This window comes from Agrobacterium sp. K11 (genome assembly GCF_059429395.1).
Genome location: NZ_JCAHRB010000002.1, coordinates 445,931 through 469,572 on the forward strand (window position 1 = coordinate 445,931; position 23,642 = coordinate 469,572).

Here is a 23,642-nt window from a genome sequence, read left to right on the forward strand (position 1 = left end):
TCGTCAAAAAGGTCTGATTTGAGAACCAATCAAGCCGCCTGCCTGTCCCAGCTGGTGAAGGGGTCGGGCAGGTGTCGCCATGCGTCCGGGGTGAAGGCATCTGTGTCAATCAGGCACGCATCGAGCTGCGCGCGGATGCGCGCTTCGCTCATGGGATCGGAACCGATGAAGACGATTTCCTGCCGGCGGTCGCCAAAGACCGGGTCGAGATAGGGCTTCATCATGTCGAGGAACTGCTGCTCGCGCGGCCATTGCTCGCTCGGCACGGCGGACCACCAGAGGCCCATCTTGCCGGTGCGCACCAGTGCGCCGGCCTGGCTTATCTCGCCGACATAAGCTGGCCGCGTGGCCAGCCAGAAGAAGCCTTTGGCGCGCACCACACCGGGCCAAGCGCGGTCGATAAAACGTTGGAACAGCACGGGATCGAAAGGCTTCCTGGCGCGGTAGACGAAGGAGCGGATGCCATATTCCTCGGTCTCGGGAATGTGGTCCTTGAAACCGTGCAACTCCTTGAACCACAGCGGGTGTTCTTCAGCCTTGGCGAAATCGAAGCGGCCGGTGCCCAGCACCTCCTTCAGTTCCACCTTGCCGAAATCGGCTTCGATGAGTTTCGCATCCGGGTTCAGCCCGACGATGATCTTGCGGGCCGCGTCCCGCTCATCCGGTGTCGCGGTCCCGATCTTGTTGAGGACGACGACATCGGCAAATTCGATCTGCTCGACCAGGAGGTCTACGATGGTTCGGTTGTCGCCTTCGCCTGCCGTCTCACCGCGGTCGGCAAGAAAGTCAGAGGAACCGTAGTCGTTGAGAAGATTGGCGGCATCCACCACCGTCACCATCGTGTCCAGATGCGCGACATCGGAAAGGCTGCGACCGTTTTCATCGCGAAAATCGAAAGTGGCGGCCACTGGCAGCGGCTCGGCGATGCCGGTGGATTCGATCAGCAGATAATCAAACCGGCCCTGCTCGGCGAGCGCGCGTACCTCATTCAGAAGGTCGTCGCGCAGCGTGCAACAGATGCAGCCATTGGTCATTTCCACAAGCTGTTCCTCGGTGCGCGAAAGATTGGCGCCCCCATCTCGCACAAGTGCCGCATCGATATTGATCTCGCTCATGTCGTTAACGATCAACGCGACCCGCAGACCGTCGCGGTTGGCGAGAATATGGTTGAGAAGCGTTGTCTTTCCTGCACCAAGAAAGCCGGAGAGGACAGTGACGGGAAGTTTTTTCGACATGCGGGCCTCGTTTTATTAGCGGTGGTAGCGTGGGAGTCATCGTCGTCACGGCTTGCGGTTTGAGAACGACGGAGCTGGTAGCCACATTGCTTGTTGGCTGTAACGTAATAACATTACATAAGCGCAGCGTGTCAACTGGCTTTAAAAAAATTGCTTGCCGGGTGCTCCTCTGGTTTGTCCCGGGAATCCAGAACTCGGCATGATCACACCCCCCGAGGCGATCCCGCGGTTGTCGTCCAATGTGAGATGGAACCTACCTTTCCGATAGTTAATGTTATTTCATTACATATTTGTTTGACGAATGTAATAACATTACATATGAGGGGTCATCAAATGACATCATGCCCCGGAGGGATCGATGAACGATCCGTGCCTTGCCTTTAAAAATCTGACACTCGGATATGCCGGCCGCGCGGCGGTGCATCATCTGGATGGCGATATTGCCAAAGGGTCGCTCACGGCGGTGATCGGCGCCAATGGGTCGGGAAAATCGACGCTGATGAAGGGCATCGCCGGCATTTTGAAGCCACTTGGCGGTGAATGCCGGGTTACTCCAGGCGTTTCCGTCGCCTATCTACCGCAGCAGTCTGAACTCGACCGTTCCTTTCCGGCACAGGTGCGCGATCTGGTCGCGCTTGGTCTCTGGCCCAAACGCGGCCTGCTCGCTCGCCATCGCCAGTCGGACCGGGCGGCCATGGCCCATGTGCTGGAAGTGGTCGGACTTTCTGGCTTTGAAAAACGCAATATCGATTCACTCTCCGGCGGCCAGATGCAGCGCGCCCTTTTTGCCCGCGCCATGTTGCAGGATGCGCAGCTGATTTTGCTGGATGAGCCCTTCAACGCTGTCGATGAGCGCACCGTCGCCGATCTAATGGTGCTGATCAAAGCATGGGTTGCCGAGGGGCGCACGGTTCTGGCCGTTCTTCATGACTACGAGCTGGTGCGTCAGCATTTTCCGCAAACGCTTCTGCTTGCCAGACGGTTGGTGGGCTTTGGCCCGACACGGGAGGTTCTAAGGCCCGAAATGATGCAGCAGGCACGACGGTTTCACGAGGCATGGGACGGCGACGCCCCATGGTGCGAACCCGCAGCAGCGACGGTGAACGCCGACCTGGCGGAAAAGCCGCAGGATTTCCCCAAACACCCGCAGGCGCATTCGCATATCCATGTCTGATTTATTCATCGAGCCATTCATCCAGTATGTCTTCATGCAGCGTGCGCTTGCCGGTGCCTTGATCCTTGCTGTCAGTTGCGGGCCGGTCGGGGTGTTTCTGATGCTGCGCCGCATGAGCCTGACGGGTGATGCCATGTCGCACGCCATTTTGCCGGGGGCGGCGGTGGGCTTTCTGTTTTACGGGTTGGAGATTTTGCCGATGACCATCGGCGGGCTGGTCGTCGGTCTTCTGGTTGCACTGGGTGCCGGTGCGGTGTCGCGCTTCACCATCCAGAAAGAGGATGCCTCGCTTGCAGCCTTTTACCTCATCTCTCTGGCGCTCGGCGTGCTGCTCGTCTCCTGGCGCGGCTCCAGTGTCGATCTCATGCATGTGCTTTTCGGCACGGTACTGGCACTGAACAATGAAGCGCTCGGCCTGATCGGCGGTATCTGTGTCGTAACGCTGACGGTGATGATGGTTTTCTGGCGCGCGCTGCTGGCGGAATGCCTCGATCCCCTGTTTCTGCGCTCGGTCAGCAACTGGGGGAGCCCCGTGCACTTCCTCTTCCTCGCCATCGTCGTCCTCAATCTGGTCGGCGGGTTTCAGGCGCTCGGAACCCTGCTTTCGGTTGGCCTGATGATGCTGCCCGCTGCCGCCAGCCGCTTCTGGTCCAATCGCGTCGCGCCAATGTGCTTCATCTCGATCGGCATCGGCATGGTCTCGTGCTTTGCAGGCCTGCTTCTGTCCTATCACGCGTCGCTGCCATCAGGTCCGGCGATCATCCTGTCGGCAGGCGTCATCTATGTCCTGTCCATCGTCGTCGGCACACGCGGTGTGCTTCGCGATCTTCTCGGTTCCGGTCGTCACAGAACGGCCTGAAAACAGCGTTTGAAAAAAGGAGAATCCTTCATGTTCCAAACCCTACGTCTTGCTACCTGCGTAAGCCTTCTCTCCTTTTCCCCGGTCCTGATGGCGCAGGCTTCTGCGGCTGAACTCAAGGTCGTGGCCAGCTTCTCGATCATTGCCGACTTCGCGAAGAATGTCGGCGGCAACCGCGTCGAAATCACCACGATCGTCGGACCTGACGGCGACGCGCATGTCTACGAGCCGCGCCCGGCCGATGCCGTTGCTGTCAGCAAGGCGGATGTTGTGCTGGTGAACGGCCTTGCATTTGAAGGCTTCCTGAAGCGGCTGATCGATACCAGCGGCACAAAGGCGCCGGTGGTGGAACTGACCAAGGGCGTGAAACCCCTCAGGATTTCCGACGAGCCAGCCGGTCACGCACATCCGGAAGCCGAGGAAGAGGCGGGTCACGACCACAAGGCAGAGGAAGCGCATGACCATGAGGGACACAATCACGGTGAATTCGATCCGCATGCCTGGCAGTCAATCAAGAATGCGGAAATATACGTGAAGAACATCGCCGGCGGATTTTGTGAGGTCGACAAGGCCGGTTGCGCAACTTACACCGCCAATTCACAGGCCTACATCGCGAAGCTCGCGGCTTTGAACGAGAAGGTGAAGACCGAGATCGCCGCCATTCCGCCGGAAAAACGCAACATCATCACCTCACATGATGCCTTCGGTTATTTCGAGCATGCCTATGGTCTCGAATTCCTGGCGCCGGAAGGTATCTCGACGGATTCCGAAGCGTCTGCCGCCGACGTCGCCAAGCTGGTGGATCAGATCAAGCACGACAAGGCCTCGGCGATCTTCGTCGAAAACATCACCGACAAGCGGTTGATGGATCAGATTGCCAAGGAAACCGGCCTGAAAGTTGGCGGAACGCTTTATTCCGACGCGCTCTCGACAGCCGACGGCCCGGCCGCAACCTATATCGATATGGTCAACCACAACATCGATACCATCAAGGCGGCCGTGCTTAGCCAGTAAGAAGACAAAACGGGCGAGGGTGGCACCAGCCACCCTCAGACACCTGACTAACGTATCCCCACACTCGATGTCATCCTCAGGCCCGTTCCGGGGATCCAGTCACGTATCGTAAAATCAATAGCTGGCAGATGCTCGCGATAGGCCCGAGCACGACGGAGGAGAAGTTTTTTCCTTCTGTCCTAGGCCCTACGGTCGATTGTGCCGTCTCGCAAATTTTGCCCAGCCGGTAAGCCTTCTCCAGCGTTACCAACGCCCAAATCTCTAATTTCCTTCTATTTTTCCCCGAATACGCGGTTCAACAGGGATGTGATCTCCCTGTTTAGGCTGCTTGCGTTCCCCGTTGACAATCGACCGACCGTTTGAAATGGTAAGATGTCAGACCAATTCAAAGGGTAAGTCTTGGATAGATCCAGCCGCGAACTGATGCAGCCTATTCCACCCAGCGACCGCGTGCGCCAGGTCGAGGCGGCCCTTTCCGATTACGTCGAGAGGGCGGGACTGAAGGCTGGAGATCGGTTGCCGGCCGAGCGAGAGCTGATGGTGGCGCTGGGTGTCGGCCGTTCCACCATTCGCGAGGTCATCCGTAAGTTTCAGGCGCTGGGCGTTATCGACAGCCGCAAGGGCAGCGGCAATTATCTGCTTAAGCCGATTTCCGCCGCAACCGTGCATATGCCTATCTCCATCGATGCCGAAAGCCTGCGCGATGCGTTGTTGATGACGTTGGAAGTCCGGCGTGGCATCGAGGTTGAGGCCTCGATGGCTGCGGCGCGCCGGCGCACGGTGGAGGATATCGCCACGATGGAAGCGCGGCTCGATGAGATGGAGCGGGTGCATCTGGCTGAAGGCACGTCCGGCAAGGCCGACCTTGCCTTCCACCTCTCCATCTATGACGCCACGCATAATTCGCTGTTCAAGCAACTGCTCGAGCAGATGCGCGAAGGTTTTGAACGTTTCTGGCTGAAGCCTTTCGACCGGCCGGACTTTGCAAGCCGCTCCTTCCCCTTTCACCGCACGCTGTTCAACGCCATCGCCGCCGGCGATGCGGAGACCGCCCGTGAAGAAACACTGAAAATCCTCGCTGTCGTCGAGGAGGATATCAAGGACATGTCGAAATGAACCAAGGCAACGATCTCTTCGATCCCGCCTCCCTGATCGTCGCCCATGACGAGACCCACGCTTTCGAAGCTGTGGTCCCGCCGCTTGTGCAGACCTCGCTTTTCACCTTTTCCAGCTACGACGAAATGGTTTCAACCTATCGCGGCGAAAAGGTGCGGCCGGTCTATACGCGAGGGCTCAACCCGACCGTCAGGATGTTTGAGGAAATGCTGGCAAAGCTTGAGGGCGCGGAAGATGCGCTTGGCTTCGCCAGCGGCATGTCGGCCATTTCCTCCACCGTTCTCTCCTTCGTTTCGCCGGGTGACCGCATCGTCGCGGTGCGCCATGTCTATCCCGATGCGTTTCGCCTGTTTGGCACCTTCATGAAGCGCATGAATGTCGAGGTGGTCTATGTCGACGGCCGCGACGAGGCGGCGGTTGAAAAGGCTATGCCCGGCGCGAAGCTCTTCTACATGGAAAGCCCGACCAGCTGGGTGATGGAGGCCCATGATGTCGGTGCGCTCGCCGCGATCGGCAAGCGCCATGGCGCCGTCACCGTCATCGATAATTCCTGGGCAAGCCCTGTCTTCCAGCAGCCGATCTCGCTCGGTGTGGATCTCGTCGTACATTCGGCGTCGAAATATCTCGGCGGGCACAGCGATGTGGTCTCCGGCGTGGTAGCCGGTTCGAAGGCAATGATCGACCGCATTCGTGCAGAGACCTATCCCTATCTCGGTGGCAAGATGTCGCCCTTCGATGCGTGGCTGCTCATCCGCGGCTTGCGCACCCTGCCGCTGCGCATGAAGGCGCATCAGGCATCGGCGCTGGATATTGCCAGCCGCCTGCAGGCGCTCGATGTGGTGGAAAAGGTTTGTCATCCGGGATTGGCGAACCGCCTGCCGCCCGGCCTCAACGGTACGTCCGGCCTGTTTTCCTTCATTTTCAAGGAAGGGGTGGATGTGCGCGCTTTTGCCGACCGCCTCAAGCTTTTCAAACTGGGTGTTTCCTGGGGTGGGCATGAAAGCCTGATCGTCCCGGGTGAAGTGGTGCTTGAACAGAAGGCGCAGCCAAACTCCGCCCACACGTTCGGCATCAGCGCGCGTTCCGTGCGCCTGCATGTCGGACTGGAGGGCACAGAAGCGCTCTGGAACGATCTCGAACCCGCGATCAAGGCGGCCTCGGCCGTCTGACGCGTCTTAAAACTGACGACAAAAAGGGGAGAACGACATGAAAAAACTGGTAGCAGCAGCAATCTTTACCGCCCTGATGACCGGAACGGCGCTGGCGGATACGACCTTGAAACTGGTCGAGGTCATTACAAGTCCCGAACGGACGGAAACGCTGAAGGGCATCGTCTCGAAGTTCGAAACTGCCAATCCCGGCACCAAGGTGGAGATCATCTCGCTGCCCTGGAGCGAGGCCTTCCAGAAATTCGCCACGATGGTCTCCGCCGGCGATGTGCCTGATGTCATGGAAATGCCCGACACCTGGCTTTCGCTTTATGCCAATAACGGCATGCTCGAAAGTCTCGAACCCTACCTCGCCAAATGGGAATACACCAAGGGTCTGAGTGAACGCACGCTGGAACTCGGCCGTGATGTGAAGAACACGGCCTATATGCTTCCCTACGGCTTTTATCTCCGGGCCATGTTCTACAACAAGAAACTGCTGGAACAGGCTGGCGTGAAGGAGCCGCCGAAGACGCTCGACGAATTCGCCGATGCCTCCAAGAAGGTCGCAGCACTTCCCGGCAAATACGGTTATTGCCTGCGTGGCGGGCCGGGCGGACTTAACGGCTGGGTCATGTTCGGCGCGTCCATGGCGGGATCGAACGAGTTCTTCACCAAGGACGGCACCTCCACCTTTGACAGCCCTGGCTGGGTGAAAGGCCTGACCTATGTGATCGATCTCTACAAGAACGGGTTGGCGCCGAAAGACAGCGTCAACTGGGGCTTCAACGAGATCGTCGCGGGATTTTATTCCGGCACCTGCGCTTTCCTCGATCAGGATCCGGACGCCCTTATCGCCATTGCCCAGCGCATGAAGCCGGAAGATTTCGGCGTCATGACCATGCCGAAGGGACCTGACGGCAAGACCTTCCCGACCATCGGTTTCGCCGGCTGGTCGATCATGTCGGCATCCGCCAACAAGGACCTCTCATGGAAACTGGTCGAGACGCTGGAAGGGCCGGAAGGCAATATCGAGTGGAACAAGAAGACGGGTGCGCTGCCGGTGCACAAGTCGGCGGAGAAGGACCCCTTCTACGCCAGCGAGCAGTTCAAGGGCTGGTTCGACGAACTGGCGGACAAGAACGCCGTGCCGACGAAGATGCCGACCTATCTTGAGGAATTCGCATTCTTCAAGGATTCACTGGTTATCAAGACATCGCAGGAAGCGCTTCTTGGCGATATCTCACCGGAAGACCTCGCCAAGCAATGGGCTGACTATATGACGAAGGCGCAGCAGAAGTTCCTCGCCTCCAAATAAACCACACGGTTGGCCGCGCGAGGTTTGAACCCGCGCGGCCGTTCTTGCGGGCTGTCCCAAACGGCAGGCCCCATTTCAAAACGTGCGGACCGGCTGGCCAGAAGCGTTAGAAAAACCTGTCCGCCCCGCCGTCCGATCAGGAGCGATCAATCATGTCCTATGCCCATGGCGCCGGACCCGTGGCCGCGCGCAACCGCGCCGGCAAGCCGGCAATGCAGCGTTTTGCCGACTGGGCCGAACCCTGGCTCTATAGTGCGCCGGTTCTCGTGCTCATTGTTGCCGTCATGCTGGTGCCGCTGGTGCTCGGCCTGTCCTATGCTTTTCGCGACGTGCAGCTGCTCAATCCTTTTTCCGGCGGTTTCGTTGGCTTGAAACATCTGGAGGCACTGTCGCAGGATGCGGCCTTTTACCGGGCGCTGAAAAATACGCTGTGGTGGACGGGGGCTTCGGTATTCCTGCAGTTTTTCTTTGGTCTCATTCTGGCGCTGCTGCTGGACAAGCCGTTCGCGGGCAGGGGGCTGGCCCAGGCGCTAGTGTTTCTTCCATGGGCCGTGCCAACCTTTCTTGCCGGTCTCAACTGGGCTTGGCTGTTCAATCCGGTCATAGGACCGCTGCCGCACTGGATGGTCTCGCTCGGGCTTCTCTCCGCGCCCAACAATATTCTTGCCGATCCGCAGCTTGCCATGTGGGGGCCGATCATCGCCAATGTCTGGTGGGGCATTCCTTTCTTCGCCATCACATTGCTTGCCGCACTTCAGGCGATCCCGCGTGATCTTTACGAGGCCGCTTCCATTGACGGGGCAAACCCGTTGCAGCGCTTCACCTCCATCACCCTCCCATTTCTCGCACCCACCATCGCCATCACCGTTTTGCTGCGCACCGTCTGGATCGCCAATTTTGCCGATCTCATCATCGTCATGACCAATGGCGGACCGGCAGACCGCACCCAGATCGTTGCGAGCTACATCTTCACGCAGGCCTTCCGGCGGCTCGATTTCGGTTATGCCTCGGCCATCGCGCTGGTACTTCTGGTGCTGCTTCTGGCCTATTCCATGCTCATCGTGCTCCTGCGCCAACGCCTTATCGAGAAGGACTGACCGATGACATCAAGGATATTCCTCACCCTTGCCCATCGCCTGGCGATCCTCGCCTATATCGTCTTTGCGCTGTTTCCGCTGTTCTGGCTGCTCAAGGTCTCGGTCACGCCGAATGACCTGCTTTATAGCGAAGGCGTGCGAATGTGGCCGTCGCACGCGACGCTCGATCATTATCGATATGTCATAGAAAACAGTGCCTTCCCGACATTTTTTAAGAACAGCGTCATCGTTGCCGGCTCCACGGCACTTGCCGTTACGGTACTCTCGTCACTGTCCGGTTATGCGCTGTCGCGGTTCCGCTTCAAGGGCAAATACTGGATCGTGGCGCTGATGCTGATTACCCAGATGTTTCCGCTAGTCATGCTGGTCGCGCCGATCTTCAAGATGCTGTCGCCGCTCGGCCTCACCAACAGCCTGACGGGTCTCGTCATCGTCTACACCGCCTTCAACGTGCCGTTTGCCACTTTCCTCATGCAGTCATTCTTCGACGGTATTCCGAAGGATCTGGAAGAGGCGGCGATGATCGACGGGGCAAGCCGCTTCACGGCATTCCGCCAGATCATCCTGCCGCTGACATTGCCGGGCATCGCTGCGACGCTGGGCTTCGTCTTCACCGCCGCGTGGAGCGAGTTGCTGTTTGCGCTGATGCTGATTTCGGGCAACCAGAGCGCCACATTCCCGGTCGGGCTGTTGACCTTCGTTTCAAAATTTTCCGTCGATTTCGGGCAGATGATGGCGGCGGGTGTTCTGGCGCTCATTCCGGCCTGTCTCTTCTTCCTGCTCATTCAACGTTATCTCGTGCAGGGCCTGACGGCCGGCGCGGTGAAAGGATAATCCCATGGCTTCCATCGAGCTGAAGAATGTCGGCAAGACCTATGGCGACCTTGCGGTCCTGCACGGGGTCGATCTGAAGATCGAGGACGGCGAATTCATCGTCCTCGTCGGCCCTTCCGGCTGCGGAAAATCGACACTGCTGCGAATGATCGCCGGTCTGGAGGAGATTTCAGCGGGCGAATTGACCATCGACGGTGAGCGCGTCAACGACCGCAAGCCGAAGGACCGGGATATCGCCATGGTGTTCCAGTCCTATGCGCTTTATCCGCATATGAGCGTCGCCGACAATATGAGCTACAGCCTGCGCCTGCGCCGCAGCACCAAGGAAACAATCGCGGCGGCCGTGGCCGGTGCTTCGGCGAAACTCGGTCTCGATCCCTATCTGGCACGCCGTCCGAAGGCGCTTTCCGGCGGCCAGCGCCAGCGCGTCGCCATGGGCCGGGCCATCGTGCGCCAGCCTAAGGCTTTTCTGTTCGATGAGCCACTCTCCAACCTCGATGCACGGCTTCGCGAGCAGATGCGGGCCGAAATCAAGCGCATGCATGCTGATCTCGGCGCCACCTCGGTTTATGTCACCCATGACCAGATCGAGGCGATGACGCTCGCATCCCGTATCGTCGCGATGAATGCCGGCCATGTGCAGCAGATCGGCGCACCGCTCGATCTTTACGATCGCCCAGCCAATCTGTTCGTCGCTGGATTTATCGGTTCGCCGGGCATGAATTTTCTGGAAGGACGGCTCGGACGGGAGAATGGCGGTAGTTTCGTCGTGCTTGGCGATGGCACACGCCTCGAACTCGGCCGCGACGTGAAGCTTGCCGATGGTGAGCCGGTCACACTCGGTATCCGGCCGGAACATGTCACCGTCTCGCCTGCGGATGGTGCTGTCGAGGCGACCGTCGATCTCGTCGAGCCGACGGGTCTCGGCATCATCCTGCACCTGACCGTGCATGGATTGCCCTTCAAGCTGTTTTCGTCTGATCGTGCGCTGTTGCAGCCGGGCAAGTCCATGCGGGTCGGTTTCCCGCAGGAACGGCTTCATGTTTTTGACCGAAACGGTGTCAGGATCGACGAGGCCTGAACTTAAGGCCTCATATCGCGATGCCCTTGTCATCGAACCTGTGGATTTTGGCATCATCTGGTGTGATGAAGACGGTATCGCCGTGTTTGCATTCGAATTCACCGTCGGTTCTGGCGGTGATGGGGCCGATGCCGGGGACGTCGAGGTGGAGGAAGGTGTCGGAGCCGAGATGCTCGGCGACCGTGACCTTTCCCTGCCACAGGCCGGTTTCCTTCGACAGCGTCAGGTGCTCGGGCCGCACGCCGGCGGTGGTCGCACCCTTTTGCCGGGCGTAATCGCCGGTCACCAGGTTCATGCGCGGCGAGCCGATGAAGCCGGCGACGAAGAGGTTGGCGGGCGAGCGGTAAAGCTCCATCGGCGAGCCGACCTGCTCGATATTGCCGCGGTTGAGGACCACGATCTTGTCGGCCATGGTCATGGCTTCCACCTGGTCGTGGGTGACGTAGATCATCGTCGTCTTCAGCGTGTTGTGCAGCTCGGAGATTTCCAGCCGCATGGTGCCGCGCAGCGCCGCATCGAGGTTGGAGAGCGGCTCGTCAAACAGGAACGCCTTCGGTTCGCGCACGATGGCGCGGCCGATGGCCACGCGCTGGCGCTGGCCGCCGGACAGTTGCGAGGGCCGGCGTTCGAGATAATCGGTGAGGTTGAGGATACGGGCGGCATCGTCGACCTTCTTGTCGATGACAGCCTTGTCGAGCTTGGCCATCTTCAGCGGGAAGGCGATGTTGTTGCGCACGCTCATATGCGGATAGAGCGCATAGGACTGGAACACCATGGCAAGGCCGCGCTCGGCCGGGGCCTTTTCGGTGGCGTCGTTGCCGTCGATGACTATTCTGCCGCCGGAGACGTCTTCCAGCCCGGCAATCAGGCGCAGCAGCGTTGACTTGCCGCAGCCGGATGGGCCGACGAAGACGACGAACTCGCCGTCATGGATATCGAGATTGATCGACGGGATGACTTTTGCCTCGCCGAAGAGCTTGGACACGTTCTGAAGGGAAATGCTGCCCATTATTGTCGTTCCTTATTTCACGGCGCCAAAGGTGAGGCCACGCACGAGTTGTTTCTGCGAGAACCAGCCGATGACGAGAATGGGGGCGATCGCCATCATCGAGGCGGCCGAGAGCTTGGCCCAGAACAGCCCCTGCGGTGAGGAGAAGGAGGCGATGAAGGCCGTCAGCGGTGCCGCATTGGTGGTCGTCAGCCGGATGGTCCAGAAGGATTCGTTCCAGGCAAGAATGACGTTCAGGAGCAGCGTCGAGGCAATGCCCGGAACCGCCATTGGGGTCAGTACATGCACGATCTCGTTCCAGAGCGAGGCACCATCCATGCGGGCTGCTTCCAGGATCTCGCCGGGGATTTCGCGGAAGTAGGTATAAAGCATCCACACCACGATCGGCAGGTTGATGAAGGTGAGCATGACGGTCAGCCCAATGCGGGTATCGAGCAGGCCGGCATTGCGGAAGATCAGGTAGATCGGCACCAGCACCGCCACCCCCGGCATCATCTTGGTGGAGAGCATCCACATCAAAATGTCCTTGGTGCGTTTGGTCGGCGAGAATGCCATGGCCCAGGCGGCGGGAATGGCGATCATGAGCGCGATGATCGTCGAGCCGAGCGACAGCACGACCGAGTTCATGAACGGCTTGAAGTAATCGCGCTGGGTCTGCACGGTGATGTAGTTTTCGAGCGTGCCCGAGGGAATGAGGCTGAAGCCTGCAATCGCCTCCGGCTCGGTCTTGATCGAGGTGAGGAAGGCGTAAAGGATCGGGAAGAACAGCAGCAACGCCACGGCCCATGCCGCGATGGTGAAGCCGATCTTTGCGCGTGTCGTTGTCTTGCGGGCCATGATCGCTTCTCCTTAACGGTCGAGGTTCTTGCCGACGGCGCGCATCAGGAAGATGGCGACGATATTGGCGAGCACGACGGCGATGATGCCACCGGCCGATGCGCCGCCGACGTCGTAGCCCAGAAGCGCCGTGCGATAGATGAGGAAGGCAAGGTTGGTCGAGGCATAGCCGGGGCCGCCATTGGTGGTGACGAGGATTTCCGCGTAAACGCCGAGCAGGAAGATCGTCTGGATGAGGATGACGACGGTGATGGCGCGGGCAAGATGCGGCAGCGTCAGGTAGATGAAGCGGTTGATGAAGTTGGCGCCATCCATCTCGGCCGCTTCCTTCTGCTCGCCATCGAGCGACTGGAGGGCGGTGAGCAGGATCAGCGTTGCAAAGGGCAGCCATTGCCAGGCGACGATGATGATGATGGAGAGCAGCGGAAACTGCGCGAACCAGTCGACCGGCTGCAGGCCGAAGAAGCGCGACAGATCGGCAAGCACGCCGTAACCGGGATGCATGATCATGTTCTTCCACACCAGCGCCGCAACAGGCGGCATGACGAAGAAGGGCGAGATGATCATGATGCGCACGATGCCCTGACCGAAGATGTCCTGGTCAAGCAGAAGCGCAATCGCAATACCGCCGATGACGGTGATCAAAAGCACGCCGCCGACGATGGCAAGCGTGTTGAAGATCGACTGGAAGAAGGCCGGATCGGTATAGAAATACTGGTAATTGAACAGGCCTGCGAAGCTGACATTGGCAGGGTTGAGGAGATTGTAGTTCTGGAACGAAAACCACAGCGTCATCGCCAGGGGCACGATCATCCACACCAGCAAAAGCAGCACCGAAGGCGCAAGCATAACCCGCGCCAGACCGCTCGTGTTTCGTGTTGCCATTGGTAGTCCCCTCCATGACCGATACCCGCAACGTCTCCGCCGGGGCATCCGAATTTAACTTGACGATTGTCTTAGCAGCGACCTTCGCCCGTCGCCGCATGGTAGGTTGCTAGCACCTGATCCACCGCGGCGATCAGAACCTCCTCCATATCCTTGCCTGCAACCGTGGCGAGCGGCAGCTCGCCGAGGTATTGGCGCAGCAGGGTTTCGGGAATTGTCTTCCCGTCAAGCGCCTTATGCAAGGCGGAAACGGCTGCGAGCGCCTCGGGCCTTGTCCAGTAATAGCGAATGCGGTCGCTGTAGCTGTAGTGACGCTGCAATCTGAGCGTGATGTCATCACCATGGTAATGACCCTGCCAGTCGCCGGGCGCGCCGAGCATCAGCTGTTCCATGGTCCGCGCCAGCGGCCGGTCGCCATAGCCGCCGACCATCTCGGATGCGATCATATCGAGAGCGTAGAGTGCTTCGCGGTAAGCGAAGGTCAGCCCCGGACCGACTTTCAGGATCGGATATCCATCGCGCACAAGGGCGCCAAGCGCTGCTCTCGTTTGATAATCCGTCGAGTGTGCCTCAAAGACCAGTTGCGGTTCGCCGTCCAGTACGGCGCTGAGCGCCGTGGCCGCATCCGGATTGTAAGCGACGACATTGTCGCTGCCGAATTCCACGCCGGGCTGCACGACAAAGGCGATGACCCGTTCGAACGCATCGGAAAGACCGTGCTGCGCGAATATCTCACGGTGCAGGTCAATGGTCATGCGCGCCGCCTGCGGCTCGGTGGGCGCCACCGTGTCGAGCACGTGATCGGCGCCGCCCGGCACCGGCACTTCGGTGCCGAGAATGTAAAGCGGTTTTGGCAGCCCCGCCTCGGCGGCTGCCTTTTCGGCGACAGCCGCGAGTTTTGCCGCACGATTGGCAATGGTCACGTCATCCAGTGCGGCCGGCTCACCGGCGCAGCCCATCGACGCATCCAGATGAATCTTGCGAAAACCGGCTGTGACGTAGGCTTCGACCATGGTGGCTGCTTTTGTCAGCGCGTCCTCGGCTTTCTCCTTGCGCCAGGGATTGGGGCCGAGATGATCACCGCCGAAAATCAGGAGCTCGCCGGGCAGTCCCTCTTCCTGCGCAATGCTATTGACGAAGGTAACGAAGTCGCGCGGCGTCATGCCGGTATAACCGCCGAGATGATTGACCTGGTTGCAGGTGGCCTCGATCAGCACGGCTGTTTGACCGGCAGCGGCGCGGCGGATTGCGGCGCGCAGGACAACGGGGTGGGCAGAGCAGACCGAAGTGATGCCTGCCGGCTTGCCGGCACGGCGCGCGGCGGCGAGGTTTTCCAGAATGGCGGTCATAGGACTTCCTCCGACAATAGCGCGGTCATGAAGGCGTCAAGTTCGGCAAGGCTGGCAGCGCCCTCCATGGGGCCGCGCTTTATGACGTTGTGCGCACCGGATGCATTGGCATAGGCGAGCGCTCTTTCGGGATGCATGCCGAGGCGGCGGCAGGTGAGGTAAGTTGCGCCGAAACAGTCGCCGGCGCCGGTCGGATCGATTTCGGAGACCGTCAGTCCGGGGGCGTCGATGCGTCCATAGGCGCGGCTGAAGTGGCTGGCGCCTTGCGCGCCGCGCTTCAGCACGATCTCGCCGATACCGGAGGCGAGGAGCTTTTCTATCGCTGCGTCCTCGTCATCCAGACCGGAGGCAGCTTGAAGTTCTTCGCCGGAAGGCAGCAGAAGGTCGGTGACATCAAGGAGATCATCGATCAGCTTGCGGCCCTCGTTACCCTGCACCAGTTCCTTGCGGATGTTCGGATCGAAAGACACCGAGCCGCCGCGCGCCTTGACGCTTTTGATCGCCTCGAGAATGATCTCGCCGATACCGGCAATCGCAAATGCCGATCCCATGACGTGCACATGGCCCGCCTGTTCGATGAGAGCCTGCGCCTTATCAGTCATGTGCGTTTCGCGCGCTGCCGAATGGGCGATGTTGAAAACGAAATCCCGTGCGCCGTTTTCCCTGTAGCGGACAAAAGCGCTGCCGGTCGGCCGGTCCGCAATGGTGGCGATGGCCGATATGTCCACGCCGTCACGGCGCAGCCGCTCGATGTTGAGGCGGCCGAAATCGTCATCGCCAACAGCCGCGATAATGCCGGCGCTGCCGCCGCAACGCGCGACCTGGTCGATGAAGATGGCGGGCGCGCCGCTTGGAAAGGGGCCGATCAGCGTTTGCGGCTCGAGAAAGCCGTCGCCCACTGTCGTCGCCATGATTTCCACGAGGATTTCACCCGCCGTAATGGTCGGGCCTTTCGCGTGCGGCGCCAGTGCGGATACCTGCCTCATCGTCTCCTCCATATGCATTCGGCCCCCACCTTTCCGATGGGTGCAAACCCCCGACGTTCCGGCTCTGTTATTTTCCGGATATCAGTTAAAATTTACGCGCGTCAAGATATTTTTTGATGATATTTTTGTTGCGATGCAGCAAGTAAAGCGGATCATGCAATTATTTTTGATGACATTATCGACTTTAAAACAGCGAGTTATAGCAATATATCCAAGAGTGCTCACGTCACAGTTTGCTTTTGGATGTTGACAAATGGCGCGATTTTGCGAGATAAAAATTTACGCATGTATTGTTATGCGTGGACATCCGTAAAGGAGGAGCGGGTCTCATGAGCAAATTCATTGGAATTCTGTCGTCGTCTGTGGTTGGAGCGGGCCTTTTGGCCGGACTTGCGCAGGCGGAAGAAATCAACATCGCCACCGTCAACAATGGCGACATGATCATCATGCAGAAGCTTTCCAGCGCCTGGGAGAAGGAAACAGGAAACAAGATCAACTGGATCGTGCTGGAAGAGAATGTTCTGCGCGAACGCGTCACCACCGATATCGCCACCAATGGCGGCCAGTTCGACATCATGACCATCGGCGGTTACGAAGCGCCGATCTGGGGCAAGCAGGGCTGGCTGGCCCCGGTCGATGATCTCGGCGACGATTACGATTACGCCGATCTGCTCGATCCGATCAAAAAGGGCCTGACGGTAGACGGCAAGCTCTTTGCCGTGCCGTTTTATACCGAAAGCTCGTTCACCCTTTACCGCAAGGACCTGTTCGACGCGGCCGGCCTGAAAATGCCTGATAATCCGAGCTACGACCAGATCAAGGACTTCGCGGCCAAGCTGACGGACAAGTCGAAACAGCAATATGGCATTTGCCTGCGCGGCAAGCCGGGCTGGGGCGAGAACATGGCTTTCCTCGGCACGATGATCAATACCTATGGTGGACGCTGGTTCGACATGGACTGGAAGCCGCAGCTGACGAGCGAGCCGTGGAAAAAGGCGATCTCGGATTATGTTGCGCTGATGACTTCCTACGGCCCGCCCGGTGCGGCGACCAACGGCTTTAACGAGAACCAGACGCTGTTCGCATCCGGCCATTGCGCCATGTGGATCGACGCCACCTCGGCTGCGGGACGTATCTACGATCCCAAACAGAGCCAGGTTGCCGACAAGACCGCTTTCACGCGTGCTCCGGTAGAGGCAACGCCGAACGGATCGAGCTGGTCGTGGTCATGGAACCTTGCAATTCCGAACACCACGAAGAAGCTCGAAACCGCCAAGTCATTCGTTAAATGGGCGACCTCGAAGAACTATGTGAAGACGGTCGGTGAAAGCGAAGGCTGGGTCGCCGTGCCGCCCGGTACGCGCAAATCCACTTATGAGCTGCCGGAATACAAGAAGGCCGCACCCTTTGCGGATACGGTGCTGAAAGCCATCATGTCCGCCGATCCGTCGAAGCCGACAAAAGATCCGGTTCCCTATACCGGTGTGCAGTTCGTCGCCATACCGGAATTCCAGTCGATCGGCACGGTTGTCGGCCAGCAGATTGCGGCAGCACTCTCCGGCCAGCAGACTGTCGATACGGCGCTCGAAGGCGCCCAGAAACAGGTCGAGCGTGACATGACCCGCGCGGGCTACATCAAGTAGCCGCGTCCTCCCGGCGTGCCGCCCGTTCGTCACTTTGGCGGCGGGCGGCATGGGTGGGGCTGGCGCACCCGCCGCCCTCATTCCTGTGCTTGTTACAGAAATCCAGTCAGCCCAAGTCCTTGGGCTGAAAAGGACTCTCTCGCCACGCAGACGCGCGTCGGCTGGATTCCTGTGACAAGCACAGGAATGAGGGGAGTGAGAAAATCGCATCTAACACAAACGCGCATGGCCGAGTTCATCCATTACCCGCTATGCATCACGGAGATCGACATGAGATTGAAGAACAAGGTCGCGCTGATTACCGGCGCCGCCCGCGGCATCGGCCTTGGTTTTGCACAGGCTTTCGCCGATGAGGGTGCAAAGGTCATCATCGCCGATATCGATATTGCCAGGGCGACCGCTTCTGCAGCCGCTATAGGCCCATCCGCCAAGGCCATCCGTCTGGACGTGACTGACCTTGGTCAGATCGATGCGGTTGTAAAGGCGGTCGATGAGGAATTCGGCGGCATCGATATTCTCGTCAACAATGCCGCGATCTTCGATATGGCGCCGATCAACGGCATTACCGAAGAAAGCTATGAGCGGGTTTTCGACATCAATCTCAAGGGGCCGCTTTTCATGATGAAGGCCGTCTCCAATGTCATGATCGCGCGCGCGCGCGGCGGCAAGATCATCAATATGGCGAGCCAGGCCGGTCGGCGCGGTGAGGCGCTCGTGACGCTTTATTGCGCTTCCAAAGCGGCGATCATTTCCGCCACGCAGTCGGCGGCGCTGGCGCTCGTCAAACACGGCATCAACGTCAATGCGATTGCGCCGGGTGTCGTGGATGGCGAGCACTGGGAAGTGGTCGATGCGCATTTCGCCAAATGGGAAGGCTTGAAGCCGGGTGAGAAGAAGGCGGCGGTGGCCAAATCCGTGCCGATCGGCCGTTTCGCTACGCCGGATGACATCAAGGGCCTTGCAGTTTTCCTCGCCTCTTCCGACAGCGACTATATTCTCGCCCAGACATATAATGTCGACGGCGGCAACTGGATGAGCTGAAAAGCCGGAGATGACCATGCATGCGATTCAATTCGTCGAGAAGGGACGAGCCGTGCTTACGGACGTGCCCGTCGCCGATCTGCCGCTGGGGCATGCCCTTGTCCGGGTCAAGGCTTCGGGGCTGTGCCATACCGATATCGACGTGCTGCATGCGCGTTACGGTGACGGTGCCTTTCCCGTCATTCCGGGCCATGAATATGCCGGCGAAGTTGCGGCGGTGGCGGCAGATGTCACAGGCATCAAGGTCGGCGACAGGGTTGTCGTCGATCCCAATCTGCCGTGCGGCACCTGCCCCAGTTGCAGGAAAGGGCTTACCAACCTTTGCAGCACGCTGAAGGCCTATGGCGTTTCCCACAATGGCGGTTTTGCGGAATTCAGCGTGGTGCGCTCCGACCAACTGCATGGCATAGGTTCCATGCCCTATCACGTGGCAGCACTTGCCGAACCGCTCGCTTGCGTCGTCAACGGCATGCAGAGCGCGGGTATTGGCGAGCGTGGGTCGATGCCGGGCAATGCGCTTGTTTTTGGCGCCGGCCCCATCGGCCTGCTGCTCGCCCTGTCGCTGAAATCACGCGGCATCGCGACGGTGACGATTGCTGACATCAACGAAAGCAGGCTGGACTTCGCTGAAAGTCTTGGACTTCAGACGGCGGTTTCCGGGTCTGAGGCGCTGCTGCGGCAACAGAAGGCGTTCGATTTCGTGGCGGATGCGACCGGCATCGCAGCTGTTGCGGAAGCAATGATCCCGCTGGTCGCGGATGGCGGCACGGCGCTGTTTTTCGGTGTCTGCGCGCCGGATGCCCGTATCTCGGTTGCGCCTTTCGAAATCTTCCGGCGGCAGCTGAAGCTTGTCGGCTCACATTCGCTGAACCGCAACATACCGCAGGCGCTTGCCATTCTGGAAACGGATGGCGATGTCATGGCGCGGCTGGTGTCGCACCGGCTGCCGCTTTCGGATATGCTGCCGTTCTTTATGAAAAAGCCGTCCGATCCGGCCACGATGAAAGTGCAATTTGCAGCCGAATGATCGTTTGGCCGTTGATAACCGTATTCGACCGGCTTTTCGTGCGAAGGCCGGTCGATATAGAGTACCACATGTAATATTTCATGGGGGCAAGCACTTTGGCCAAATCTATCAGGACGATGGAAGAGTTCTCGGAATTCGTCGGCCTTTCCCGCCCGACTGTTTCGAAATACTTCAATGATCCGGCCTCGGTCCGCAAGAAGACGCGGGATGCCATCGAGGATGCGCTGAAGAAATCGGGCTTCCGACCGAATATCTTCGCCGTCAACCTCAACCGCCGCCGCTCCAATATCATCGGCATCATTATTCCCAACTCAACCGACCCGTTCTACATGGCGCTGACGAGCCGTATCGAACTCATCGCCAACGAGGCGGGGTTCCTTGCCTTCGTGCTGTCGTCCGACGGCAAGGCGGAAATCGAGGATCGGGCCATCCGCACCTTCAAGTCGATGAATGTCGCGGGCGCCATCATCGCTCCGCTCGGCGTCAAGTCCCATCGCGCCACGCTAGAGCAGCTGGCGGCCAGCATACCGATCGTCTATGTCGATTCTCCACTCGACGAGACCTCGGCCTTCGTCGGCACCGACAACCGCCAGAGCGTCGGGCTGATGGTGGATTATCTCTGCCGTTCGGGCGAGCCGCCCTGTTTCTTCGACATGCCGCAGGTCAATACCAACGCCGCAACGCGCCGCACGGCCTATGAGGAGGCGATGCAGCGTCTTGGTTTCGAGCCGCATGTCATCGGTGTTCCCGGCACCGTAACCTGGGATTTCGAGCGTTTCGCCTTTGATGAAGCGACCCGGTTGCTGGACGGCGCAGGGCATTTGCCCTCGCGCACTATTTTATGCGCCAATGACCGTATCGCCTTCGGGGTCATCGCCGCCGCCTTCCAGAAGGGCATCAGGGTTGGCCATGGCACGGATTACGATCTCAGGGTTGCCGGCCATGACGATCATCCGCTTTCGCGTTATGCCTGCCCGCCGATTACTACGGTGGCGCAGAATTACAACGAGATCGGCAGGCTATCGATCGAACTTCTGCTGCAGAAGTTGAACGAGGAGGCGGATGACACGACACGGATGCGCGAGCGCATTCTCCTCAGTGCCGATCTGATGCTGCGCAAATCGGCTTGATAGTTTGTTAGAAAAATTAAAAGAAAAATCTGTTTTTCTAAATAGAACTAATATTTGAACGCTCCTACTCTGTTCCCAGGGTTGCTTTGGGAGGCGACCGCGGGAGCCGGCGCAAGTGTGTGCCGGGATCCGGGAGGAACGCAGAAACGTCATGTCTTCGGTGCCGCGAGGGTTAACCCTTCGTAGCCTCGGTATCGCATGGCCTTCGCCGGGCTGACTGGGCACTCTCGCCAGCAATTTCCCCAGCGAAGGATGTCAAAACATGAATCTCTATTCTCTTCTGTCGCAGCGCGCAGCCGGTGGCAAGCCCGTCAGGGTGGGTCTCATCGGTGCCGGCAAGTTCGGTTCCATGGTTCTGGCGCAGGCGCAGCGCATCGCCGGTTTCCACATGGTCGCCGTCGCTGATCTCAATGTCGGCAAGGCGCGGGAATCTTTTGACCGCGTCGGCTGGCCGAAGGAGCGTTATGACGCGACGAGCTGCGCCGATGCGCTGAAGAGCGGCAAGACCTATGTGACTGACGATGTGAACGAACTGTTCGCCTGCGGCGAGATTGAATGCGTGATCGAGGCGACCGGCCATCCGCTGGCTGGCGCGCGCCATGCGCTCGGAGCCATCGACCACAACAAACATGTCGTCATGGTCAATGTGGAAGCCGATGTGATGGTCGGGCCGATCCTGGCCGAAAAGGCGAGGGCCAAGGGCCTTATCTACTCCATGGCTTACGGTGACCAGCCGGCCCTGATCTGCGAATTGGTCGATTGGGCACGCGCCACCGGCTTCGAGGTCGTTTCCGCCGGCAAGGGGATGAATTTCGAGCCGCGTTACCGGTATTCGACGCCTGATACGGTCTGGAGCTACTTCGGCTGGACTAACGAGGAAGTGGCCAAGGGCGACTTCAATCCGAAAATGTACAATTCATTTACCGACGGCACCAAGGCGGCCATCGAAATGGCGGCGGTCGCAAACGGCACGGGGCTGGATTGCCCGGATGACGGTCTGGCCTTCCCGCCCGCAGGCCTGCACGATCTCGCCCGCGTCTTTCGCCCTGCTGCCGATGGTGGCCGCATGTCGCGTTCCGGTCTCGTGGATATTGCCGCAAGCCAGGAGCCGGATGGTCGCGAGGTGTTTAATAACATCCGTTACGGCGTTTTCGTCACCTTCAAGGCGCATAACGAATATGCCCGCGCCTGCTTCAAGCAATATGGACTGCTGACCGATCCTTCGGGCTGGTACGCCTCTATGTGGCGTCCGTTCCACATCATCGGTCTCGAAACTTCGATAAGCGTGCTTTCGGCCGTACTGCGCAATGAGGCCACCGGTTGCTCGAAGGAGTTCCGCGGCGATGCGGTCGCGACGGCAAAGAAGGACATGCAGCCCGGCGAAATGCTTGATGGCGAGGGCGGTTACGCGGTTTGGGCCAATGCCATTCCTGCCACCCGCAGCCTCGACATCAAGGCGCTGCCGATCGGCCTTGCCCATAATGTCAAGCTGAAGCGCGCCATCAGGAAGGACCAGATCGTCAGCTTCGACGATGTGGAACTGGTGAGCGACCTGGATGTGGTGAAGCTTCGCCAGGACATGGAAAACCAGTTCCGTCCGCAAAAAGACGCTGCGGCGTGATGGACGGAGAACGGGACATGCCGAATGGAGCTTTCGTGGTAATCGCGGAATTCCGGGTCAAGCCTGACGCGATGGATGCCTTTCTTAACGCAGCGCAAGATGATGCCACCCATTCGGTTCAGGATGAACCGGGTTGCCGGCAATTCGATGTGGTGCGGCCGGAATCCGGAAACAACGTGGTGTTCTATGAGGTCTATGACAGCCGCGAAGCTTTCGACGACCATCTGAAAACACCACATCTCGACCGGTTTCGCGAGGCGTTTCCCGCCCTCATCGAAGAAGAGTTGCCGGTTCGTTTCCTCAACCGGCAATGGCTTTGAAGGGTGGAAAAAATGCAGGACATCCGCGAAATCGCTGTCATCGGAACGGGCATCATGGGTGCACCCATGGCGGCGCGTCTGGCGGAGGCCGGTTTTTCCGTCAAGGCCTGGAACCGCAGTGCTGAAAAAGCAGCGGTTCTGGCGGCAAAGGGCGTGCAGCCGACGGCCACGGCTGCCGAAGCTGTAGCCGAAGCCGATGTCGTGCTCTGTATGCTGAGTTCCGGGCCAGTCTGCGACGAGGTTCTACTCGGTGCCTCGGGTGTCTTTTCCACCATGAAGCTTGGTGCATTTCTGCTGGTGATGAGTTCCATTCCAGTCGACAGCGCACGGGAACAGGCGGAGGCGGCAAAGGCTCATGGCGTCGCTTATGTCGACGCACCGGTTTCCGGGGGCGAAAAAGGGGCGACTGAGGGAACGCTCGCCATCATGGCCGGCGGTGAGCAGCGGGATGTGGACGCATTGCGGCCACTCCTCAATTGCCTCGGCCGCGTCACCCATGTCGGTCCGGTGGGCTGCGGTTCATTGGCCAAGCTGGCCAACCAGCTGATCGTGGCTTCAACGATCTGCGCCGTAGCGGAAGCTTTGACGCTGGTTGAAGCGGGGGGAGCCGACCCGGCGCAGGTGCGCCAGGCTTTGCTTGGCGGTTTTGCCGAGTCCACCGTCTTCCGCCAGCACGGCAAACGCATGGTGGAAGGCGATTTCCGCCCCGGCGGGCCGGCGAAATATCAGCTGAAGGATACGTCCACTGCGCTGGCTTTCGCCAAGAGCCGTGGCCTGAAATTACCGGTCGGCGAGGAGGTTGACCGGCTGTTCCGCTCCATGGTCGAGCATGGTGCGGGCGAGCTTGATCACAGCGGTGTGATCCTTGAAGTTAAACGCATGAATGCGTTCGGAGGAACGCTCGAAAATGTTTAGAGA

The 23,642-nt window shown here is 59.3% G+C and carries 22 protein-coding genes; 16 read left to right on the plus strand and 6 right to left on the minus strand.

Features of this window, described 5'->3' with window-relative positions:
* Nucleotides 1–29 precede the first annotated feature (29 nt).
* The gene (gene zigA, locus AC5SEO_RS03665; protein ID WP_013761448.1) at nt 30–1,235 is read right to left on the minus strand and encodes a zinc metallochaperone GTPase ZigA; all 1,206 of its coding nucleotides are present in this window, start codon (nt 1,233–1,235) and stop codon (nt 30–32) included.
* A gap of 358 nt (nt 1,236–1,593) precedes the next feature.
* Here zigA and aztA point away from each other — a divergent pair, with 358 nt between their 5' ends.
* The 9 genes from aztA to AC5SEO_RS03710 all read left to right on the plus strand — a co-directional run bounded on the left by aztA (nt 1,594) and on the right by AC5SEO_RS03710 (nt 10,876).
* Nucleotides 1,594–2,409: a zinc ABC transporter ATP-binding protein AztA gene (aztA, locus tag AC5SEO_RS03670; RefSeq protein ID WP_112152907.1), complete on the plus strand. Its 816-nt coding sequence runs from the start codon at nt 1,594–1,596 to the stop codon at nt 2,407–2,409.
* A complete protein-coding gene (gene aztB, locus AC5SEO_RS03675; protein WP_029658870.1) occupies nt 2,402–3,268 on the plus strand; it encodes a zinc ABC transporter permease AztB in 867 nt (288 codons plus the stop codon). The genes aztA and aztB overlap by 8 nt, the downstream gene beginning before the upstream one ends.
* Nucleotides 3,269–3,298: 30 nt before the next feature.
* On the plus strand, nt 3,299–4,282 hold the full coding sequence (gene aztC, locus AC5SEO_RS03680; RefSeq protein WP_174068789.1) for a zinc ABC transporter substrate-binding protein AztC: 984 nt from the start codon (nt 3,299–3,301) through the stop codon (nt 4,280–4,282).
* Nucleotides 4,283–4,705: 423 nt separating this feature from the next.
* Nucleotides 4,706–5,398 carry a FadR/GntR family transcriptional regulator gene (locus AC5SEO_RS03685; RefSeq protein WP_003510624.1) on the plus strand — a complete coding sequence of 231 codons (693 nt, stop codon included), beginning with the start codon at nt 4,706–4,708 and terminating at the stop codon, nt 5,396–5,398.
* Nucleotides 5,395–6,567 carry a PLP-dependent transferase gene (locus tag AC5SEO_RS03690; protein WP_025595912.1) on the plus strand — a complete coding sequence of 391 codons (1,173 nt, stop codon included), beginning with the start codon at nt 5,395–5,397 and terminating at the stop codon, nt 6,565–6,567. The genes AC5SEO_RS03685 and AC5SEO_RS03690 overlap by 4 nt, the downstream gene beginning before the upstream one ends.
* A 37-nt stretch (nt 6,568–6,604) precedes the next feature.
* Nucleotides 6,605–7,864: an ABC transporter substrate-binding protein gene (locus AC5SEO_RS03695; protein WP_003510621.1), complete on the plus strand. Its 1,260-nt coding sequence runs from the start codon at nt 6,605–6,607 to the stop codon at nt 7,862–7,864.
* A gap of 152 nt (nt 7,865–8,016) precedes the next feature.
* On the plus strand, nt 8,017–8,961 hold the full coding sequence (locus AC5SEO_RS03700) for a carbohydrate ABC transporter permease (RefSeq protein ID WP_003510618.1): 945 nt from the start codon (nt 8,017–8,019) through the stop codon (nt 8,959–8,961).
* Nucleotides 8,962–8,964: 3 nt separating this feature from the next.
* Entirely contained in the window at nt 8,965–9,795 is an 831-nt protein-coding gene (locus AC5SEO_RS03705; protein ID WP_003510396.1) for a carbohydrate ABC transporter permease, read from the plus strand.
* 4 nt (nt 9,796–9,799) lie between these two features.
* Nucleotides 9,800–10,876 (plus strand): ABC transporter ATP-binding protein, encoded by a 1,077-nt coding sequence (locus AC5SEO_RS03710; protein ID WP_025595914.1) that lies wholly within the window; start codon nt 9,800–9,802, stop codon nt 10,874–10,876.
* Nucleotides 10,877–10,886: 10 nt separating this feature from the next.
* Here AC5SEO_RS03710 and AC5SEO_RS03715 read toward each other — a convergent pair whose 3' ends face one another.
* The 5 genes from AC5SEO_RS03715 to AC5SEO_RS03735 all read right to left on the minus strand — a co-directional run bounded on the left by AC5SEO_RS03715 (nt 10,887) and on the right by AC5SEO_RS03735 (nt 15,960).
* Nucleotides 10,887–11,885 (minus strand): ABC transporter ATP-binding protein, encoded by a 999-nt coding sequence (locus AC5SEO_RS03715; RefSeq protein WP_495363724.1) that lies wholly within the window; start codon nt 11,883–11,885, stop codon nt 10,887–10,889.
* Nucleotides 11,886–11,897: 12 nt separating this feature from the next.
* On the minus strand, nt 11,898–12,722 hold the full coding sequence (locus AC5SEO_RS03720; protein WP_003510506.1) for a carbohydrate ABC transporter permease: 825 nt from the start codon (nt 12,720–12,722) through the stop codon (nt 11,898–11,900).
* A 12-nt stretch (nt 12,723–12,734) separates the two neighbouring features.
* Complete coding sequence (locus tag AC5SEO_RS03725; protein WP_013761441.1) at nt 12,735–13,607, minus strand: carbohydrate ABC transporter permease; 873 nt, start codon at nt 13,605–13,607, stop codon at nt 12,735–12,737.
* A gap of 71 nt (nt 13,608–13,678) precedes the next feature.
* A complete protein-coding gene (locus AC5SEO_RS03730; protein WP_112673808.1) occupies nt 13,679–14,956 on the minus strand; it encodes a D-tagatose-bisphosphate aldolase, class II, non-catalytic subunit in 1,278 nt (425 codons plus the stop codon).
* Nucleotides 14,953–15,960 (minus strand): tagatose kinase, encoded by a 1,008-nt coding sequence (locus AC5SEO_RS03735; protein WP_162691763.1) that lies wholly within the window; start codon nt 15,958–15,960, stop codon nt 14,953–14,955. The genes AC5SEO_RS03730 and AC5SEO_RS03735 overlap by 4 nt, the downstream gene beginning before the upstream one ends.
* A gap of 311 nt (nt 15,961–16,271) precedes the next feature.
* Here AC5SEO_RS03735 and AC5SEO_RS03740 point away from each other — a divergent pair, with 311 nt between their 5' ends.
* The 7 genes from AC5SEO_RS03740 to AC5SEO_RS03770 all read left to right on the plus strand — a co-directional run bounded on the left by AC5SEO_RS03740 (nt 16,272) and on the right by AC5SEO_RS03770 (nt 23,639).
* On the plus strand, nt 16,272–17,585 hold the full coding sequence (locus AC5SEO_RS03740; protein ID WP_019566490.1) for an ABC transporter substrate-binding protein: 1,314 nt from the start codon (nt 16,272–16,274) through the stop codon (nt 17,583–17,585).
* A 270-nt stretch (nt 17,586–17,855) separates the two neighbouring features.
* The gene (locus AC5SEO_RS03745; RefSeq protein ID WP_025595922.1) at nt 17,856–18,626 is read left to right on the plus strand and encodes a galactitol 2-dehydrogenase; all 771 of its coding nucleotides are present in this window, start codon (nt 17,856–17,858) and stop codon (nt 18,624–18,626) included.
* Nucleotides 18,627–18,642: 16 nt separating this feature from the next.
* Complete coding sequence (locus tag AC5SEO_RS03750) at nt 18,643–19,653, plus strand: D-altritol 5-dehydrogenase (protein ID WP_025595924.1); 1,011 nt, start codon at nt 18,643–18,645, stop codon at nt 19,651–19,653.
* Between the two features lie 116 nt (nt 19,654–19,769).
* Nucleotides 19,770–20,783 (plus strand): LacI family DNA-binding transcriptional regulator, encoded by a 1,014-nt coding sequence (locus AC5SEO_RS03755; protein WP_019566487.1) that lies wholly within the window; start codon nt 19,770–19,772, stop codon nt 20,781–20,783.
* A 262-nt stretch (nt 20,784–21,045) separates the two neighbouring features.
* Nucleotides 21,046–22,404: an NAD(P)H-dependent oxidoreductase gene (locus AC5SEO_RS03760; RefSeq protein WP_495363725.1), complete on the plus strand. Its 1,359-nt coding sequence runs from the start codon at nt 21,046–21,048 to the stop codon at nt 22,402–22,404.
* A 17-nt stretch (nt 22,405–22,421) separates the two neighbouring features.
* Entirely contained in the window at nt 22,422–22,724 is a 303-nt protein-coding gene (locus AC5SEO_RS03765) for a putative quinol monooxygenase (protein WP_003517960.1), read from the plus strand.
* A 12-nt stretch (nt 22,725–22,736) separates the two neighbouring features.
* On the plus strand, nt 22,737–23,639 hold the full coding sequence (locus tag AC5SEO_RS03770; RefSeq protein ID WP_035199359.1) for an NAD(P)-dependent oxidoreductase: 903 nt from the start codon (nt 22,737–22,739) through the stop codon (nt 23,637–23,639).
* Nucleotides 23,640–23,642 lie beyond the last annotated feature (3 nt).